The following is a 17,611-nucleotide window of genomic DNA, read 5'->3' on the forward strand; positions in this document are numbered from 1 at the left end:
GGCGGCAAGCCCGGCCGACCCGACCTGGCGCAAGCCGGCGGGAAGACGCCGGCCTACCTGACGCCGATCTCGCCGAGGGCGCGCAGCGCGTTGCCCTCGGCGATCTCCCGCATGAACTCCGCATGCGGAAAGTCGCCCTCAATGAGTTGCAGCGGCCCGGCCACCAGCGACAAGTAGTGCACAAGCCGGTAAAGCGCCAGCCTGGCCGCATCCAGCTCCACCGTGCGCAGCGCGGGATAGAGCGGACCGAAACGCAGCTCCAGGAACGCGTGCTCCCACTCCACGTCGAAGAACATCGTCGCCTCGATGTCGATCAGTACCGGCTCCCCGCCGGGACCGATCAAAACATGGTCGGGGCCCAGTTCGCCGTGGATCAGCCCGTACCCGGATCGGGGTCGCACGGCCGCGAGCCGCGTGTGCAGCTCTTCCTCCAGCCGGCCGCGCACCGCCGCGATCCGCGGGTCCCGGGCCGCCGCCTCGACCAGTGAGTTGAGGCCGCGTTGCCAGGCGAAGCCGGCCGGGGTCGCTCCGGGGAAGCCGAAGGTCGGCGCTTGATGGCTGTGCATCGTCCGGAGCATCTCGGCCAACCGGCCGAGAGCCTCGCGCCCGGCCGCCGGGTCGCGCTCCAGCAGCGCTTCCAGCGTGCCGCCGCGGACGTCCTCGACCAGCGCGCGGTCCGGACCCATCAGCACGATTTCCGGTACCCGCACCCCGAGGTCCCGCAGCAGCTGGTGGCACCGGACAAACCCGTCACGCCCCGCGTCGGCCTGGAACGGTCCGACGTCCAGCCCGGTCTGCGCGGGCCAGAAGTTCTCCTCCGCCGCCCAGCGGTACAGCAGCACGGTCGACCCGTCGTCGAGGGTGAGCCGGTAAACGCCCTTGGTGGTGCCGCCGGCGAGCCGGGTCAGGTCGCGGAGCCGGCGGTCGGTGCCGTAGGTGTCGCGTACGAGATCTTGCAGGTCTTCTCGGGTGACGAAAGCGCGCACCCGGTCATTGTGGAAGACGGGTTACGCGCGGTGCGAGCGGAGCCGGCCGACCTCGCCCACGATCGTGTTGATCAGCAGGGTGTTGAGCAGGACGCCGGCCGCCACGCTCAGCCACAGCATGGCGATGGCCAGCCAGCCGTCGCCGAGCAGGAAGACCGGCGCGAAGATGATCGAGACCGGCGCGGTGAGGCCGATCAGGTAGACGGCGGCCGACGACGGCTCGTGGTTGCCGGTGGCGAGGTTTCCGCCGAGCAGGATGACCGCGGTGACCGCGACGGCGAACAGGTAGACGCGAGTGGTCCAGGTGCCGAGGAAGAAATTGGTCATGCGGTCCATCGTGGTGAGGCCGCCGGGCGCCCTCCTGAGTAGCGCTACTCAGGAGAGCCCGGTACTCAGCTCAGATCCGCGCCGGTGAGCAGCCCACGGATGTTCAGCTCGGCGGCGACCGCCGGCTCGCACTCGTCCACGATGACCGCCGTACCGGTGATCGTCGCGCCCAGCGCCGCGATCAGGTCCCGCAGACCGCGGGCCTGGGCGCCGGTCACCGCCCAGTCGTCGACCACCAGCACCCGGTCGGCCGGGCCGATCAATCTGGTACGCACGCCGAGCTGCTGGCCGGCACCGCGGTGATCGGCCGGCACCCGCGCCCACGTCATCGGCTCGGCGATCGGCAGCCGCGCCCCCGCCCGGTACGCCTCCACGAAGCCCACCCCCAGCGCACGGGCCACCAGCGGGCCGACGAGGAAGCCGGTCACCTCCGGGGAGACCACCACCGTGGGCCTGGCGTCCGGGAAAAGCCCGGCCAGTCCGGGGCCGAGCTCGTCGAGCACCAACGGGTCGCGCCACCAGCCGGAACGGTCGCTGACGAGCAGATCGGTGCCCGGACCGGGGTCGGTCCAACGGAATCCGGCGCGAAGCCGGTCACGCAGGTCGGATGCCACAGCGCCATGGTGTCACCGCGGGCGCGGTACCCCGGCGCCGAGTGGGCAGAACCCGCTCAGACTAGGGGTCAAGTTGATGCAGCCGCCCAGGTGCATCAGGCATGCTGTTCGGCGTACCCATGCCGATTCTCCCGGCGGGCCGCCGCCCGCTCAGCCCAGCATCCCGCGCCGGCCTCGGCGCGGCCCTCGTGCTGCTCGTTGTCGTGTCGGGCGTGGAGATCGCGGACGGCCCGCAGGCCAACTTCGTCGGGCTCTACGCCGCCGTGCCGTTCCTGGCCGCCGTGTTCGCCTACTGGCAGACCGTGCTCGCCGTCGGCGCGATCGCGACGATCGTCGGGATGGTCTTCGCCGGCACCGACGGGCGTTTCGACACCGTCGGGATGGTCAACGTGGTCGGCATCACACTGGCCACCGGGATCGCCGCCGCGGTCGCGACCATCCGGCAGCGCAAGGACAACCGGATCGCCGAGCTCCTGCGCCTGGCGGCGGTCGCCCAGCAGGCGGTGCTGCGCCCGCTCGGCCCGCAGGTCGGCAACCTCGCGGTGGCTGGCCGCTACATCTCGGCGTCGGCCGCGGCGGACATCGGCGGAGACCTCTACGAAGCCCTGGACACCCCGTACGGCGTACGGATCATCATCGGCGACGTGCGGGGCAAGGGCCTGGACGCGGTACGGCTGGCCAGTATCGTGCTCGGCTCGTACCGGCACGTGGCGTTCGAGCGGGCCGACCTGCGGTCCATCGTCACGGACCTGGACCGGGCGGTGGCCCGTAGCGTGGGCGACGAGGACTTCGTGACCGCCGCGCTGGTCGAGGAGCGGGGTGGCACGCTGACCATCGTCAACTGTGGACACCCGGCTCCGCTGCTGCTGCGGCGCGGGCAGGTCATCGCGCTCGATCCGCCGGCGCCGGCGCCGCCCCTGGGGTTCATGCCGGTGGCCCGGCCCCGGGTCGAGCGGCTGGAGCCGGGGGACCGGCTGCTGCTGTTCACCGACGGCCTGGGCGAGGCGCGCCGGGACGGCGAGTTCTTCCCGACCGCGGACCGGGCCTGGCGGCTGCTGGGCCACGGCACGGTCGGGGACGGCCTGGCGTCGCTCGAGACCGCCCTGGTCGACTGGGTGCACGGCCAGCTGGACGACGACATCGCCCTGGTGCTGCTGGAGTACACGGGCCCGGACGGCAGTGCGTCCGTGGCCATGCCGAGCTGGGAGGTCGGCGCCGCGGGGAGCTAGTCCTCGGTCTGGTCCGGCACGGCCGGCGCGGTCTCAGGCGTCTGCGCCTCGGTCGCCGGCGCAGAAACCACGGCAACCGAGGCGCGTGCGGCGATCGTCTCCGGCTGACGGTGCCGCCCCACGTAGTGGCGCGGCTGGTCGGCCTGGCGGGGCTCCGGAATCAGACTCTTGATCGTGGCGAACATGCTGACCTCCCCGGGTCGGGCGTACGGTGCGTCGCGTACATCCGGAGCAACGACGGGCTGGGCCCGTCGATACGTCCCGGCGGCGCGGCGACTTGCAAATGACCGAACGGTTGCCCCGGTTGCCACCTGATCGGAGACGTTTGACCCCCAACCCGACGGACAGGTAATGATCGAAGCGGACTTGTCGGGCCCTACCCATGGGTAATACAGTGTTGGTTACTGACGGGTAACTCGCGTCCGGAGAGCGGGGCCAAGAACACATGAGTCACTACAAGAGCAACCTGCGCGACCTCGAGTTCAACCTCTTCGAGGTCTTCGGGGCGGATCGTGCTTTCGGCCAGGCGCCGTTCGACGGCATCGACGCCGAGACCGCACGCGACGTGCTCGCGGAGGTCAACCGCCTCGCTCGCGAGGACCTCGCGGCCAGCTACACCGAGGCCGACCGCAACCCGCCCCGTTTCGACCCGGCGACCAACACCGCGGATCTGCCCGAGGCCTTCAAGAAGTCGTACGCCGCGTTCATGGCGTCCGAGTTCTGGCGCCTCGACCTGCCCGAGGCGCTGGGCGGCACGCTCGCCCCGCGCGCGCTGTGGTGGGCGATCGCCGAGCAGATCCTGGGCGCCAACGCCCCGGTCTGGATGTACTCGTCCGGTCCTTCCTTCGCGCACGTCGTGCACGTCGAGGGCACCGAGGAGCAGAAGAAGTGGGCGAAGCTCTTCGTCGACAAGCAGTGGGGCTCGACGATGGTGCTCACCGAGCCCGACGCCGGCTCCGACGTCGGCGCCGGCCGCACCCGGGCCATCCCGCAGCCCGACGGCTCGTGGCACATCGAGGGCGTCAAGCGCTTCATCACCTCGGGTGAGCACGACCTGAGCGACAACATCATCCACTACGTGCTGGCCCGCCCGGTCGGCGTCGAGGGTGCCGGCGGCCCGGGCACCAAGGGCCTGTCGCTGTTCATCGTGCCGAAGTTCCACTTCGACCCCGAGACCGGCGAGCTGGGCGAGCGCAACGGCGTCTACGCCACCAACGTCGAGCACAAGATGGGCCTGAAGGTCTCCAACACCTGCGAGATGACCTTCGGCGAGGGCGCGCCCGCCCAGGGCTGGCTGCTCGGCGACGTGCACCAGGGCATCCGGCAGATGTTCATGATCATCGAGTACGCCCGGATGATGGTCGGCACCAAGGCGATCGCCACCCTCTCCACCGGCTACCTGAACGCGCTGGAGTACGCCAAGAACCGCGTCCAGGGCGCCGACCTGGTGCAGAACACCAACAAGGCCGCCCCGCGGGTCACGATCACCCACCACCCGGACGTACGCCGCTCGCTGATGCTGCAGAAGGCGTACGCCGAGGGTCTGCGCTCGCTGGTCATCTACACAGCCACCTGGCAGGACAAGGTCTACATCGCGCAGGCCGCCGGGGACAAGGACGGCGCCGAGCGGGCCGAGCGGATCAACGACCTGCTGCTCCCGCTGGTCAAGGGCGTCGGCTCGGAGCGGGCGTACGAGCTGCTCGGCCACGAGTCGCTGCAGACCTTCGGTGGTTCCGGCTTCCTGCAGGACTACCCGCTGGAGCAGTACGTCCGCGACGCCAAGATCGACACCCTGTACGAGGGCACCACGGCGATCCAGAGCCTGGACCTGATCTTCCGCAAAATCGTCAAGGACCAGGGTCAGGCCCTCGCCGCGCTCGCCACCGAGATGCAGGAGTTCATCGAGAGCGAGGCCGGCAACGGTCAGCTCAAGGTCGAGCGCGCGTCGCTCGGCAAGGCGCTCGGCGAGCTCCAGGCCATCCTCGGCATCCAGATGGGCTGGCTGCAGGCGGTGCAGGGCGGCGACACCCGCGAGCTGTACAAGGTCGGCCTCACGTCCCGCCGGGTGCTGCTCGCCCTGGGTGACGTGGTCGTCTCGTGGCTGCTGCTGCGCGGCGCCGAGGCTTCCCTCAAGGCGCTGGGTGCCGAGGTGAGCCCGGCCGACAAGACCTTCTACGAGGGCAAGATCGCCGCCGCCCGGTTCTTCGCCCGCGAGGTGCTGCCCCGCATCGGCTCGGACCGCCGGATCATCGAGAACACCACCCTCGACGTGATGGACCTGCCCGAAGAGGCGTTCTGATCTGCACCCTCTGCTGAGATGACGGAAGCCGGCGGACAATGACGTCCGCCGGCTTCCGGCTATCCGCGGGCGGTGTGCTCGCCGATCAGGGGCATCGTGAACGGCTCGGTCTGCGACCAGAGCCCCTCGGCCCGGTGCACGGCCAGCCCGGCGGTCCGCATCGCCGTCAGCTGCGCCTCCCCGTCGTACGGGCGCAGCAGGATCGACACATCGGACATGGTGGGGTTGTGCCCGATGACCAGCACCGTGCGTACCGCGTCGGGCACGGCCCGGAGCAGATCGATGACCTCCGTGCGGCCGCCGTCGTAGAGCCGCTGCTCGTAGTGCACCTCGGGACTGGGCGACTCGGGATCGGCCTGCGCGAGCGCCACCGAAACGCCCTGCCAGGTCTGTCTCGTCCGGCGCGCCGACGAGCACAGCACCAGGTCCGGGCGCAGCCGTTTGTCGGCCAGCCAGGCGCCGACCGCGTCGGCATCGGCGTCGCCCTTCTCGGTGAGCCGGCGCTCGAAATCGGGCAGCTCACCGGGGGTCTCGGCCTTGGCGTGCCGCAGCAGGACCAACGTCCGCACAGTCATGTGTCCAGCTTGCCTGATTGAGGAATCCGCCGCCTGGGTAGACACCCCCATCGACGTATTGCCGCGGCTCGGTGCGGCAGCCACGAGCCATGGGAGGCCATCTATGGGCATCGGCGGAAGTATTTTCCTACTCGCGCTGGGAGCGATCCTGGCGTTCGCTGTCAACGCGGACATCAGCGGTCTGGACATCAACGTCGTCGGCTACGTACTCATGCTGGCGGGCCTCATCGGCCTGGCCATCACGCTCTGGTACTGGAACAGCCGCCGCCGTCCCGCCGCCGCCGTGCAGCAGCGGCCGGTCGTCACCAACGACCCGGCCTACCGTGACGGTGAGGTCGTGCAGGAGTACCGCGAGACCACCCGTCGCGAGCCCCCGCCCCCGCCGCCGTACGGCGCCTGACCGCAGGCGACAGGGAGTGCCACCGCACCGGTGGCACTCCCTTCGTCGTACCCGGGGGCCGGATCAGGCCAGCTGCGCGCGGACCCCGTCGGCCAGCGGGGTGGCCGGGCGGCCGAGCAGCTGGGCCAGGTCCTCGGTGCCGGTGTAGAGGGCACCGGAAGCGGCGTGGTGATCCGAGTCGGCCAGGACGGCGGCGAAGCCCTCCGGCAGGCCGACGCCGACCAGGAACTCGACGTACTTGTCCTGCGGCAGGTTGGTGTAGGTGACCTCGCGGCCGGACTGGCGGGAGACCTCGGCGGCGAGCTCGGCCAGCGTGACGCCTTCGCCGCCCAGCTCGTACACCTGCTTGTCGTGCTTGTCCGCGAGCACCGCCGCGGCCGCCGCCTCGGCCAGGTCCGCCCGGGTGGCCAGGCTGAGCTTGCCGTCGCCGGCGGCACCGACCAGGCCGTGCTCCAGGGCACCGCGCAGGTCGTAGTTCTCCAGGTACCAACCGTTGCGCAGGATCACCGACGGGATGCCGGACGCGGCGAGGGCCCGCTCGGTGGCGAGGTGCTCGGTGGCCAGGATCATGCCGGACGAATCGGCGTGCGGTGCGCTGGTGTAGACGATCAGGCCGATGCCGGCGTCCTTGGCCGCGTCGACCACGTTCTGGTGCTGCGGGATGCGCTTGCCGGGCTCGCTGGCCGAGACGAAGAGCAGCTTGTCGGCGCCCGCGAAGACCTTGCGCAGGGAGTCCGGCTCGTCGTACGAGGCGTACTGGACGCGTACGCCACGGTCGGCGAGGTCCTGGATCTTCTCGATGCTGCGGCCGATCGCCACGATCTGATCGGCGGGCACACCGCGCGAGAGCAGGGACTCGACGGCGTGGCGGCCGAAATGCCCGGTGGCGCCGGTGACGACGATGGTCATGCGAACTCCTCAACAAGCGTTTCCGACGGCCGGTCGACCGTCCCCTGGCACAACTGCGCAGCTCGAGGCTTACTTCCCATGAGATAGAGAGCACCTTGAAGTGCAGTACACACCTGAGGGATAGTTCCCTGGTGGAAGCCGACGTGTACGCCAAGAACTGCCCCAGCCGTCAGCTGCTGGACCGCATCGGTGACGCCTGGAGCGTGCTGATCGTCGCATCGCTGGCCGACGGCGCGATGCGCTACACCGAACTCAGTCACCGCATCTCCGGCATCAGCCCCAAGATGCTGACCCAGACCCTGCGCGCCCTGGAGCGCGACGGCCTGGTCACCCGTACGGTCTACCCCGTCGTCCCGCCCCGCGTCGACTACGCCCTGACCTCACTCGGGCGCAGCCTGCTGAGCCTGGTCGACGCGCTGCAGGAGTGGGCGGAGAAGCACATCGCGGACGTGATCGAGGCCCGTCACGCCTACGACGCGCGGGACTGAAGCCACTCCAGCGCCGCTTTCGCGGAGCTCAGGATCGAGATGTGCCCGTCCTCGGGGCACAGCCACAGCTCGGCGGTGGGACAGTGCCCGGCCAGCCAGACGCCGTGCGAGCTCGGCACCATCAGATCCGCGCCGCCGTGCACGACCAGCAGTGGAGCGGTGATGGTGGCCGGGTCGAAGCCCCACGGCGCGACGTAGGCCAGATCGTCGTCGATCAGCGCGGCCGGGCCGGCGGCCAGCGCCGGGCGCACCACGTCCAGGAGCCAGGACCACTCGCCGGTGAACATGGCCTGATCACGATCGGTGAAGCCGGGCTCGGCAGCGGTGACCGTGGCCTCGTGGTGCTCCTTGACGGCCCGGCCCTGGGCCGCCGCGCGCAGGGAGGCGAGGCTGGAAGGGGCCATCCCGGCGAACCAGTCCAGCCCTTCGGCGCCGTAGGGAGCAAGCCCGGAGAGTGTCGCCACTGCGGTGACGCGGTCCGGCAGGAGGGCGGCGCAGGCCATGGCGTGCGGGCCGCCACCGGAGTGACCCATGGCGGCGAAGCGGTCCAAGCCGAGCTCGTCCGCGATTGCCGCGACATCCCCGGCGGCGGACGCGATGTCCCGGCCCGGGCGCGGGGTGGAGCCGCCGTAACCCGGCCGGTCGTACGCGAGCCAGCGGATCCCGTCGCGCCTCAGCGGTACCGGCGGCGCACCGAGATTCGGGGTGCCGTGGAACCAGAAGACCGGCGTGCCGTCCCCACCCGTGTCGTACGCGTGCAGGGCGCGGCCGTCGCCGAGCTCGAGGTCGAACTCCATGGGGTCCCTATGCGTAGAGCGCGAAGTAGATCGCGATGTGGTGGCAGAGGGCGGCCAGCAGCGTGCAGGCGTGGAAGAACTCGTGGTGGCCGAAGACGTCCGGCCACGGGTTCGGGCGGCGCATGGCGTAGAAGACCGCGCCGGCGCTGTAGATGACCCCGCCGGCCGCCAGCAGCACCAGGTCGGCCACGCCGCCGTTGTGCAGGATGTCCGGCAGGATGGCCACCGCGCCCCAGCCCAGCGCCAGATAGAGCGGCGCGCCCACCCAGCGGGGCAGGTGCGGCCAGATGCTCTTGAGGGCCACGCCACCGACGGCGCCGGTCCAGATCAGGATGAGCAGCAGGGTGGCCTTGTCGCGCTCCAGCAGCAGGACGCAGAACGGCGTGTAGGTGCCCGCGATGAAGATGAAGATCATCGAATGGTCCAGGCGCCGCATGACCTGGTATCCGCGCTCACCCCATTTGCGGCGGTGGTAGAGCGCGCTGATGCCGAAGAGACCGCACACCGTGATGCTGTAGATCAGGGTGCTCACGAAGGGTGCGATGCCGGGACGGGTCGCGGCGATCGAACAGAGCACAACGCCGCAGATCAACGCGACGAAGAACGCGTACTGGTGCAGCCGGCCGCGCAAACGCGGCTTGCCGATGTCGGCAGGCTTCATCTGGAACGGGGCTTCGGTCGTCACGGCTCCAGGCTACGGCACCGTAGGTTACTGGCGGGTAGTGAAGCGGCTCACCTCAGCTGTCGAGGCCGCGAAGGATCAGCGGCAGCCGGACCGCCGCACCCGGCTCCACCAGCACCGGAACACCCCAGTCCTGCCTGGTGAGGTGGCAGGCGGCATGCTCCACGTCCGCGTCACAGGTGGCGGCCTGGGCGACCACCTGCAAGATCCCCTTGGGGACCGCCGGGTTGAGCACGAGCCGGCGGGACAGGTCGGTGGACGTGCCCTCACCCTCCAGCAGCAACTCCGGCGGCGAGGCGGAAACCACCAGGCGGGTCGACGGGCCGAACGACGTGTCCAGTTTCTGCCCCGGGGCCGGGGTGAAGACCACATCCAAGGTCACCTCGCCCGGCGCCAGCGAGGACGGCGGGCGCTCGGTGCGGTGTCGCTCGCCGGCGACCGTACGGACGGCGCCCGGCGCGAGCCGCACCAGGCGGTGGGCGCCGGACTCGACCACGAACACCTCACCTGTCCGGGTGAGCAGAACGTCGCTCGGCTCGCTCAGACCGGAATCCACCGTGGACACCTCGCCGGTGGCCGGATCGAAACGCCGGACCGCGCCGTTGTAGGTGTCGGCGACCAGCACCGAACCGTCCGGCAACCCGCACACCCCCAGCGGATGCTGCAACAACGCCTCGGCGGCCGGCCCGTCCACGTGGCCGAAGTCGAACAGGCCCTGCCCAACCGCGGTGTGCAGCTCACCGGCCTCGACCCAGCGCAGCGCCGACGTCTCGCTGTCGGCGATCCAGAGCCGGTCGCCGGCCGCGGACAGGCCCGAGGGCTGCGCCATCCACACGTCGGGGAGTTTGCCGTCGCGGAGGGCTTCGACGGTGGTGCCCGCGTACACGCCGGTGGCGCCGGTGGCCGGGTCGAACCACCAGAGCTGGTGGATGCCGGCCATCGCGACGATCACCTGACCCTCGAACCAGGCCACGTCCCAAGGCGAGGAGAGCGCCACCCCGTCGTCGTCCGCGGACCGCCACGGCCGGCCGGTGCCGGCCACAGTGATGACCTCGCCGGTCTCCAGCCGCAGGCCGCGCAGCAGATGGTTGACCGTGTCGGCGACCACCACGTCGTAGTCGGCGGTGCCGGCGGGCAGCAGGCAGAGGCCCTGCGGCTCGGAGAAGCTCGCGACCTCGGCCGGGCCGTCGGTGCGGCCACGCTCACCCGTGCCGAACCGGCGCACCAAGGACTCGCCGTCCGCGGTCAGCTCGACCAGCGAGTGGCGGGCCGAGTCGGAGACGAGCAGGTTGCCGTTCGGCAGCTCGACGGCCTTGCCGGGGAAACGCAACAGGGTGTCGGGGGCGGCCGGCGGCACGTACGGGCCGTCGCCGCGGTGCAGCGTGCCCTTCGCCTCGTGAGTGGCGATGAGTTCGTCCAGCAGGCGCGTCAGGCCCTCGGCGTGACCCTCGCCGGCCATCGAGGCGACGACGTAACCCTCGGGGTCGATCACCGAGAGGGTGGGCCAGGCCTTGGCGGCGTACTGCTGCCACATGTGCATGTCGGCGTCGTCCAGGACGGGGTGGTGCACGCCGTACCGTTCGACGGCCGCGGCCAGGGCGGCCGGGTCCCGCTCGTGCTCGAACTTCGGCGAGTGGACGCCGATGATGACGAGGACGTCGCCGTACTTCTCCTCGAGGGGGCGCAGCTCGTCCAGGACGTGCAGGCAGTTGATGCAGCAGAACGTCCAGAAATCGAGGATCGCCACCTTGCCGCGCAGGTCGGCCGGGGTCAGCGAGCGGCCACCGGTGTTCAGCCAGCCCCGGCCCCGTAGCTCGGGGGCCCGTACGCGCGCGGTCATGAACCCATCGTGCCCGACGCGCGGGCCACCCCAGGTCCGGGGTGGCCGCGCTTCGCGCACGTCACATCATCAGGGCCGTGGTTTGAGGCAGAGCACCTGGCTGCGGCCGTTGTCGGTCGGGTTGACCACGTACGGCTGGTTCGGGTCCGGGCACTGCTCCTTGGTGTCGACGATCGCCGTCACCTCGAACGACCCGGCATCGCTGCAGTTGGCAGTGACCGCCTCGTTGCCGTTGCGCTTGACGCAGTCACCGGCACTCACCGAGAAGCCGGCGTTGCCCCCGTCATGCGAACCCCGGGCGATCAGCCAGGTCACGCCCAGCGTCAGACCGACGATCAGGCCGGCGCCGAGAATGACGCCGAGAATCACCGGCAGCATCCGGACGTGCGGCGTCTCCGGCTTGGCCACCTCGGTCGGCACGATCTCCGGCGCATCCGCCTTGAACGAGTCGAACCGGCCCTGGTCAGCGTCCCCTTCGGGCCGTCCGGGCCAGGAAGCGGTCTGCTCCGGGCCGGGCGGCGTCACCGTGGCCCGGCTGGCCGGCCCCGGGAAGACACCACCCATCCGCGGCCGGTCCCCGAACGGCTGGGTGGCGTCCGGTGCCGGCGCGGGCGGGAAGCCGTTCTCCAGCGGCGGGGCGGCGTGCATCGACGGCAGCGCGGGAGCCGGAACGTACGGCTGCTCCGAACCTTGCCCGCGGCCCGACACGTCCGTGGTGTTCTCGCTGTAGTGGTCCGGCGGCGTGGTGCGGGCGGCCGGGTTGCCGGGCACCGCGCCCGGCTGATCCGGCTGACCGGGCCGGCCGCGACCGGCGATGTCCGTGGTGAACTCGGTGAACTGGGCCGCGGCGGCGCGCGGGTCCGGCACCTGGCCGGGAGCGGGCGAGGCCGGCGCGAACGGCTGGCCGGGCGGGCTGACCCGGGCGCTGGCCGAAGCCCGGCCCGAGGCGCGACCGGGCGGCTGGGCGCCGCCGGAGGTGGGCGCCGCGCCGAACGCACCGGAGGTCGGTGCGGCGCCGAAGGCTCCGGAGGTCGGTGCGGCCTCGGGGGCGCCGGAATCCGTTGAGGGGCCGCCGTGCTCCGGGGGTGCGCCGAACGCGCCCGAGGACGGGCGGACAGCGAACGGGTCGTCCTGGCCGGGCCGGTCCTCCTGACCGCCGGGCCAGCTTCCCTGGCTGTCGGGGCGGTCGCTCTGACCGCCGGGGCGGTCGCTCAGGCTTCCGGGCCATTCTCCCTGGTTGCCGGGCCGGTCGTCCTGGCCGCCGGGCCGGTCGCTCAGGCTTCCGGGCCAGCTTCCCTGGTTGCCTGGCCGGTCGTCGTCCTGGGCGCCGGGCCGGTCGCTCGCGCTGCCGGGCCGGTCGCTCTGGCCGTCTCCGAACGGGGACGCGCCGGACGACGGCCGGGTGCCGAACGGGGCCTCGGACGGGCGCCCGTAGGTGCCGTCGGTGGGCGCCGGCGTGCCGTACGTGCCGTCTGCGGTCGCCGGCTTCCCATAGGTGCCGTCGGCAGATGCCGGTGCGCCGTAGGTGCCGTCCGCGGGGGCCGGCTTGGCGTACGGATTGTCTGCGGGGGCCGGCTTGGCGTAGGGGTTGTCGGCCGGCGGGGCGAACGGGCTCGCGGGCGGCGTGCCGTAGCCGCCGTCGGTCTGCGGCGCGAAGGGGCTCGCCGGTGGCTTGCCGTAAGTGCCGTCCGCCGGGCGGGCGTAAGGATTCTCCGGGGGCTGGCCGTAGGCGCCGGAGGTCGGCGCGGACTCGCGGGCCCCCGAGGTGGGTGCCGCGCCGAACGCGCCGCTGACCGGCTGATCCTCGTCCTGGTACGGCGACTGTGGCGCGGGCTCGTCAACCGGGGCCGGACGACCGTAGACGCGCGGCTGCGGGCTCGCTGCGGCCGGCGGGGGCACCTCCTCGGCGTCCGCGGGGGGAGCCACCCGGCTCGCCACGGGCACAGAGGCACTGGCCGACACCGGACGTGCGGTGCCCTTGGCCGGACCGGCCGCGGGCGGCTCGCCGGACTCAGGACGCTCGGCGGGGTCGCGCGGCTGCGGGACGGCTGCGGCGCTGCGGGGCTCGGCGGCCACCGGCGAACCGATGCTGCCGAGCGAGGCGCCGGGAACCCGCTGGGGATATCCGCCGCTGGCGCTGTCGGGGCGGACGGCGTCGGGCGAACCGGCCGCCGCGAAGGACGCGCCGGGAACGCGCTGGGCGTAGCCGTTGCCGCCAGGCCCGTCCGGCTGCTGGTCGGCGTCGAAGCGGCCGGCCTCGGGACGGGCGAACGGCGACTGGTCGTCACCGTCGCCCGGGCGGTCGGCAGCGCTGCGGATCGGTGCGGGGAAGTCGCCGTCGGCACCTTCGCGGCGGAACGAGCCGTCGCGGAAGGGATTGCTGTCGGGGCGGCTTCCGCCGGGGAAGCCTTCGCTGTCCACGTCGTGGTCTCCACCTGCGGGGAAGGCGCCACCACGGTTCGGCGGCGTGCCGTTGTCGGCGGCGTTACGTGCGGAGAAAGCGCCGCTGCCGGGGCCGAAGCCACCGTTGTCGGCGGCGCCGCGTGCGGGGAAGGAACCGTCGGACTCGCCGCGGGCCGGGAAGGCGCCGCTGTCAGCGTCACCTCGAGAACCGAAAGAGCCGTTGTCGGCGTTGCGAGCGGAGAATGCGCCGCCGCTGTTCGCGGGCAAGGCGATGTCCTCGGCGTCGTTGCGGGCTGCGAAAGAGTCGCCGCGGGCGGAGAAAGCACCGTCACTGCGGGCGGGGCTGTCGCCACCGCGCGCGCCGGCACCCCGGATCGGGAAGCTGTCGTTGCCCGAGCCGCCGCGAGTCGGGAAGCCGCCGCTTTCGCTGCCACCCCGAGTGGGGAAGCCGCCGCTCTCACTGCCGCTGCTCTCGCCGCCGCTACGCGCGGGGAAAGCGTCGCTGTCCCCGCCGGCGGGCGGTGCGTCCGGCAGGCCGGTCAGAGTCGCGCCGGGAACGCGGACCCGCTGGTCACCGAAGGCCGACATCCCCGCGGGACGCTCGCGGGACTGCTGGTCGTCGTCGGAACGGGCGGCGCCGAAGGCCTCGCCGGCCGGGGAGCCACCGAAAGGCTCCCGGGGCGGGGGCGCGAACGACGACCGTTCAGCCGGACCGGACGGGGACTGGTCGGCCGGGGCCGATTCCGGTCGGTCGAAGGGCGAGCCACCGGGGCGGCGCGCCGCGTCCGGCGCCGAATCGGCCGGCTGGCGGGTCGGGGTGAAGCCGTTGAACTCGCCGACCGGGCCGTCCAGCGGTCCACCGGCGATGCCGGGCGAACGCTGAGGGAGCTCGCCACCGCCGCGGTACGGGTGCGGCTCGGCGGCGCGGGCGAACGGGTTGTCCTGGGCCGCGCCGGCCGGCTGGGCCGACGGCGGGGGAGCCCATGCGGACTCCGGCGCGGCGAACGAGTCGGGATTGCCCTGGGCCGCGGCCGGCGGGCGCTGAGGCAGGGCGGCGGGCTCGGGTACGCGGGCGGAGCCGCTGGAGCTTGACGCGAACTGGGCCGCGCCCGGGCCGAAGGCCGGGCCCGGCGACTGCGCCGGATCCGATCCGGGCCGGCCGGTGGACGGCGGCGGGAAGTCAGGTGCCGCGGGAGAACCGGGCCCGCGTTGCGACAGCGGGAAGGCGGCCGGTGAACCGGGCTGCTGCGGTCCGCGCTGGGAGAGCGGCGGCGGGAAGCCGGGCGACCCGGACTGAGGCTCGCGCTGCGAGAGCGGCGGCGGGAAGGACGGCGACCCGGGCTGGGGCTCCCGCTGGGAGAGCGGGGACGGCGACCCGGGCTGGGGCTCGCGCTGGGAGAGCGGCGGCGGGAAGCCGGGCGATGAAGATCCGGCCGCGGGCGGCTGGGACCCGCGCTGCGCGAGCGGAATGGCGGCGCCGGGCGTCGAGGGTCCGGAAGGGGACCCCGGCTGCTGAGATCCGCGCTGCGTGAGCGGCGGCGGGAAGCCGGGCGGCGGCGACCCGGGAGATTGCGAGCCGGGCGACTGCGGACCGGGCGACTGGGCGCCGGGTTGAGAGCCGGGCGACTGGGGGCCGGGCGGTGGGAAGCCGGCGGGCGGAAAACCGGGTGGCTGCTGCTGGCCGGCCGGCGGCACCGCGGGCACCACGAACGGCGAGCCGCCGTTGGGGGTGGCGTGCGGCGGTGGGGCGTACGCGCTCGGGAAGGATTCCTGGGCGTGCGGGTACGACGGGGCCCGGTCGGCGGTCTTGTGACCGTCGGAGTCCGGTGGGAAGGCGTCCGGCGGGAAGCCGCCGTCGGTGCCGAACGGGTCGGCTCCGCTGCCCGACGTGGCCCCCGGCTGGTGGCCGGCGTGCTGGCCCTCGGACGTCATACGCGCCTCCTCCATGACTGTCGGCCGTGCCAGCTTGCCACGGACGCGGCCGACCCTGCAGAGCTGGGCGTCGCCCGGTCACTGCCCCGCCCGGCCGGCCGAGCCGGGCAGGTGACCGTCGCCAACCGTACCGGGCGTCGCGGGCGGAAGAAATCCCGGTGTACGCCGTGGAGAGCGTGGCGGTGCGTCGTAAATCACGGAGGAGGGCGACCTTTAGGAGTCAATTGCCCTTTTTGGAAGGACGGCGGCCCGCTCGGAGAACCGGGCGGGCCGTCGGGTGCCGTGTTGCTCAGCAGGTGATCAGAACATGCGCTGCTGGCTGAGGATCGCGATCTCGTCCCGCATCGACTGCGTCGGCGCCGACTTCCACGCGCGGTCGATCGCGCGGGCGTTGCGCTTGGCGATGCGGCGGTTGCGGATGCGCTCGATGGTGCTCATGCGGTGCTCACTCCCTTGGGCCATCGCTGGCCTCGTTGCTGTGGTGCCGTGTTCCGGCGCTGGTTCCATTGAACCGCGCCGGAACACGTACCGCCAACGATTTGAGGGGTGATCCCGCTTACCTGCCTAAGGATCGAAGGCTGGGAAAACCGGTTGCCGACGAAAATCAGGTCCAGGAGAGCATTGCCGCCTCTGGGTCCGCCAGGAAGCCACCGATGTCGCGGAGGAACTTCGAGCCCAGTTCGCCGTCGATGATCCGGTGGTCGAAGGAGAGCCCGAGGGTGGTGACCTGGCGAATCTTGATCTTCCTCTTGTGGACCCACGGCGTCGGCCGGATCGCACCGAAGGCCAGGATGGCTGCCTCGCCCGGGGGCAGGATCGGCGTTCCCGTGTCGATGCCGAAGACGCCCACGTTGGTGATCGAGAACGTTCCGCCGGACATGTCGGACGGCGGGGTCTTGCCCGACTTGGCCGTTTGCACGAGGGCAGTCAGGGTGTCCGCCAGCTCACGCAACGTCAGCCGGCCCGCGTCCTTGATGTTCGGCACGATCAGGCCGCGCGGGGTCGCGGCCGCGATGCCCAGGTTGACGTAGTCCTTGACGACGATCTCGTTCGTCGCCGCGGACCAGGTCGAGTTGACCATCGGGTGCCGCTTGACCGCCAGCAGCACGGCCTTGGCCACGAACAGCAGCGGCGAGATCCGCACGTCCCGGAACTCCGGCCGGGCCTTGAGCCGCTCCAGCGACTTCATCGTCCGGGTCACGTCCACGGTCAGGAACTCGGTCACGTGCGGCGCGGTGAACGCCGACGCGACCATGTTCTCGGCCGTCAGTTTGCGGACGCCCTTGATCGGAATGCGCTGCTCCCGCGAGGCGTCGAACACCGCGGCCGACGCGGGCGCCGAGTGGGTGATGAGCGACTCAGTGACGTCCGTCTCTGTGAGAGTCGGGGAGGACGCCGACGGGGACGCTGCCGCCTGCTGGACGTCGTCGCGGGTGATCGAGCCGAGCGGGCCCGTGCCGGCGATCGTGGTCAGGTCGACCCCGAGGTCGCGGGCCAGCTTGCGCACCGGCGGCTTGGCGAGCACCGGCCCGGCGGGCCGGGCTGTCACTCCTGCGGCCGGCTGAGCCGGTGCCACGGGAGCGGGCTGGGTTGGTGTGAGGGCTGCGGCCGCTGGGGGCTGGGAGGTAGCCGGGGTCGGCTGGGCCACGGGCGCCGGTGCAGTTGCCGGAGGTGCGGTGGGTGGTGCTGCGGTTGTCGACGCTGTGGGCGTACCGATGCGGGGTCGGCGTTTGGCAGTTGCGGTTTTCGGGCCGTAACCGACCAGCACGGCCGTGCGGCCGCCCGGAGCCGGGCCACCGATCATGCCGGGCTCGACCGAGCCCTCCTCGGGGGCGAGCTCGACCGCCGCGAGGGACTCCGCGGACGGCACCGGGCCGGCCCCCGGATCGGTGTCGATCGAGATGATCGGCGCACCGACCTCGACCGTCGTGCCGGCCTCGTGGAAGATCTGCGTGACGACCCCGCCCCACTTGGCCGGGATCTCCACGGCCGCCTTGGCCGTCTCGACCTCGACGATCGGCTGGTTCAGCTCGATCGTGTCGCCGACCTTGACCAGCCAGGCCAGGATCTCGCCCTCGGTCAGGCCCTCGCCCAGGTCGGGCAGCGTGAACTCCTTGATCCGGGACATCG

At 72.1% G+C, this 17,611-nt stretch carries 16 protein-coding genes; 4 read left to right on the plus strand and 12 right to left on the minus strand.

The window, feature by feature from the left end; genetic code table 11:
* Nucleotides 1-53 precede the first annotated feature (53 nt).
* The 3 genes from AB0C12_RS11915 to AB0C12_RS11925 form a co-directional block, all read right to left on the minus strand.
* On the minus strand, nt 54-986 hold the full coding sequence (locus AB0C12_RS11915) for a phosphotransferase (RefSeq protein WP_360546816.1): 933 nt from the start codon (nt 984-986) through the stop codon (nt 54-56).
* Between the two features lie 21 nt (nt 987-1,007).
* Nucleotides 1,008-1,313, minus strand: coding sequence for a hypothetical protein (locus tag AB0C12_RS11920; protein ID WP_360546818.1), 306 nt, complete (start codon nt 1,311-1,313; stop codon nt 1,008-1,010).
* A gap of 65 nt (nt 1,314-1,378) precedes the next feature.
* Nucleotides 1,379-1,927 carry a phosphoribosyltransferase gene (locus AB0C12_RS11925; protein WP_360546820.1) on the minus strand — a complete coding sequence of 183 codons (549 nt, stop codon included), beginning with the start codon at nt 1,925-1,927 and terminating at the stop codon, nt 1,379-1,381.
* A gap of 101 nt (nt 1,928-2,028) precedes the next feature.
* Here AB0C12_RS11925 and AB0C12_RS11930 point away from each other — a divergent pair, with 101 nt between their 5' ends.
* Nucleotides 2,029-3,156 carry a PP2C family protein-serine/threonine phosphatase gene (locus AB0C12_RS11930; protein WP_360546822.1) on the plus strand — a complete coding sequence of 376 codons (1,128 nt, stop codon included), beginning with the start codon at nt 2,029-2,031 and terminating at the stop codon, nt 3,154-3,156.
* On the opposite strand, the gene AB0C12_RS11935 is transcribed toward AB0C12_RS11930, so the two are convergent.
* Nucleotides 3,153-3,341, minus strand: a complete 189-nt coding sequence (locus AB0C12_RS11935; RefSeq protein WP_360546824.1) for a hypothetical protein — start codon at nt 3,339-3,341, stop codon at nt 3,153-3,155. The two genes, AB0C12_RS11930 and AB0C12_RS11935, sit on opposite strands and share 4 nt — an antisense overlap.
* 260 nt (nt 3,342-3,601) lie before the next feature.
* Between AB0C12_RS11935 and AB0C12_RS11940 the strand changes: the two genes are divergently transcribed.
* On the plus strand, nt 3,602-5,455 hold the full coding sequence (locus AB0C12_RS11940; RefSeq protein WP_360546826.1) for an acyl-CoA dehydrogenase: 1,854 nt from the start codon (nt 3,602-3,604) through the stop codon (nt 5,453-5,455).
* Nucleotides 5,456-5,514: 59 nt separating this feature from the next.
* Here AB0C12_RS11940 and AB0C12_RS11945 read toward each other — a convergent pair whose 3' ends face one another.
* Entirely contained in the window at nt 5,515-6,030 is a 516-nt protein-coding gene (locus AB0C12_RS11945; RefSeq protein WP_360546828.1) for a histidine phosphatase family protein, read from the minus strand.
* A gap of 103 nt (nt 6,031-6,133) precedes the next feature.
* Here AB0C12_RS11945 and AB0C12_RS11950 point away from each other — a divergent pair, with 103 nt between their 5' ends.
* Complete coding sequence (locus AB0C12_RS11950; RefSeq protein WP_360546830.1) at nt 6,134-6,430, plus strand: DUF6458 family protein; 297 nt, start codon at nt 6,134-6,136, stop codon at nt 6,428-6,430.
* A 63-nt stretch (nt 6,431-6,493) separates the two neighbouring features.
* Here AB0C12_RS11950 and AB0C12_RS11955 read toward each other — a convergent pair whose 3' ends face one another.
* On the minus strand, nt 6,494-7,339 hold the full coding sequence (locus AB0C12_RS11955) for an SDR family oxidoreductase (protein ID WP_360546832.1): 846 nt from the start codon (nt 7,337-7,339) through the stop codon (nt 6,494-6,496).
* A gap of 131 nt (nt 7,340-7,470) precedes the next feature.
* On the opposite strand from AB0C12_RS11955, the gene AB0C12_RS11960 reads away from it, so the two are divergent.
* Nucleotides 7,471-7,827, plus strand: coding sequence for a helix-turn-helix domain-containing protein (locus AB0C12_RS11960; RefSeq protein WP_360546834.1), 357 nt, complete (start codon nt 7,471-7,473; stop codon nt 7,825-7,827).
* Here AB0C12_RS11960 and AB0C12_RS11965 read toward each other — a convergent pair.
* The 6 genes from AB0C12_RS11965 to AB0C12_RS11990 form a co-directional block, all read right to left on the minus strand.
* Complete coding sequence (locus AB0C12_RS11965) at nt 7,809-8,624, minus strand: alpha/beta hydrolase (RefSeq protein WP_360546836.1); 816 nt, start codon at nt 8,622-8,624, stop codon at nt 7,809-7,811. The two genes, AB0C12_RS11960 and AB0C12_RS11965, sit on opposite strands and share 19 nt — an antisense overlap.
* A 7-nt stretch (nt 8,625-8,631) precedes the next feature.
* On the minus strand, nt 8,632-9,309 hold the full coding sequence (locus AB0C12_RS11970; protein ID WP_360546837.1) for a hemolysin III family protein: 678 nt from the start codon (nt 9,307-9,309) through the stop codon (nt 8,632-8,634).
* Between the two features lie 52 nt (nt 9,310-9,361).
* Nucleotides 9,362-11,146, minus strand: a complete 1,785-nt coding sequence (locus AB0C12_RS11975) for an NHL domain-containing thioredoxin family protein (protein WP_360546839.1) — start codon at nt 11,144-11,146, stop codon at nt 9,362-9,364.
* 69 nt (nt 11,147-11,215) lie between these two features.
* Entirely contained in the window at nt 11,216-15,481 is a 4,266-nt protein-coding gene (locus AB0C12_RS11980; RefSeq protein ID WP_360546841.1) for a hypothetical protein, read from the minus strand.
* 300 nt (nt 15,482-15,781) lie between these two features.
* The gene (locus AB0C12_RS11985; protein ID WP_360546843.1) at nt 15,782-15,919 is read right to left on the minus strand and encodes a hypothetical protein; all 138 of its coding nucleotides are present in this window, start codon (nt 15,917-15,919) and stop codon (nt 15,782-15,784) included.
* Between the two features lie 166 nt (nt 15,920-16,085).
* Nucleotides 16,086-17,609, minus strand: coding sequence for a dihydrolipoamide acetyltransferase family protein (locus tag AB0C12_RS11990; protein WP_360546845.1), 1,524 nt, complete (start codon nt 17,607-17,609; stop codon nt 16,086-16,088).
* Between the last annotated feature and the right edge of the window lie 2 nt (nt 17,610-17,611).

Origin of the sequence: Actinoplanes sp. NPDC048967, from assembly GCF_040649415.1 — a bacterium.
Lineage (GTDB): Bacteria > Actinomycetota > Actinomycetes > Mycobacteriales > Micromonosporaceae > Actinoplanes.

What these genes read in the sequence shown, in the direction of transcription:
- AB0C12_RS11945 (WP_360546828.1), bottom strand. Translation starts at nt 6,030, where the DNA reads ATGACTGTGCGGACGTTGGTCCTGCTGCGGCACGCCAAGGCCGAGACC.
- AB0C12_RS11975 (WP_360546839.1), bottom strand. Translation starts at nt 11,146, where the DNA reads ATGACCGCGCGCGTACGGGCCCCCGAGCTACGGGGCCGGGGCTGGCTG.
- AB0C12_RS11950 (WP_360546830.1), top strand. Translation starts at nt 6,134, where the DNA reads ATGGGCATCGGCGGAAGTATTTTCCTACTCGCGCTGGGAGCGATCCTG.
- AB0C12_RS11985 (WP_360546843.1), bottom strand. Translation starts at nt 15,919, where the DNA reads ATGAGCACCATCGAGCGCATCCGCAACCGCCGCATCGCCAAGCGCAAC.
- AB0C12_RS11990 (WP_360546845.1), bottom strand. Translation starts at nt 17,609, where the DNA reads ATGTCCCGGATCAAGGAGTTCACGCTGCCCGACCTGGGCGAGGGCCTG.
- AB0C12_RS11980 (WP_360546841.1), bottom strand. Translation starts at nt 15,481, where the DNA reads ATGACGTCCGAGGGCCAGCACGCCGGCCACCAGCCGGGGGCCACGTCG.
- AB0C12_RS11955 (WP_360546832.1), bottom strand. Translation starts at nt 7,339, where the DNA reads ATGACCATCGTCGTCACCGGCGCCACCGGGCATTTCGGCCGCCACGCC.
- AB0C12_RS11930 (WP_360546822.1), top strand. Translation starts at nt 2,029, where the DNA reads ATGCTGTTCGGCGTACCCATGCCGATTCTCCCGGCGGGCCGCCGCCCG.
- AB0C12_RS11920 (WP_360546818.1), bottom strand. Translation starts at nt 1,313, where the DNA reads ATGACCAATTTCTTCCTCGGCACCTGGACCACTCGCGTCTACCTGTTC.
- AB0C12_RS11935 (WP_360546824.1), bottom strand. Translation starts at nt 3,341, where the DNA reads ATGTTCGCCACGATCAAGAGTCTGATTCCGGAGCCCCGCCAGGCCGAC.
- AB0C12_RS11965 (WP_360546836.1), bottom strand. Translation starts at nt 8,624, where the DNA reads ATGGAGTTCGACCTCGAGCTCGGCGACGGCCGCGCCCTGCACGCGTAC.
- AB0C12_RS11940 (WP_360546826.1), top strand. Translation starts at nt 3,602, where the DNA reads ATGAGTCACTACAAGAGCAACCTGCGCGACCTCGAGTTCAACCTCTTC.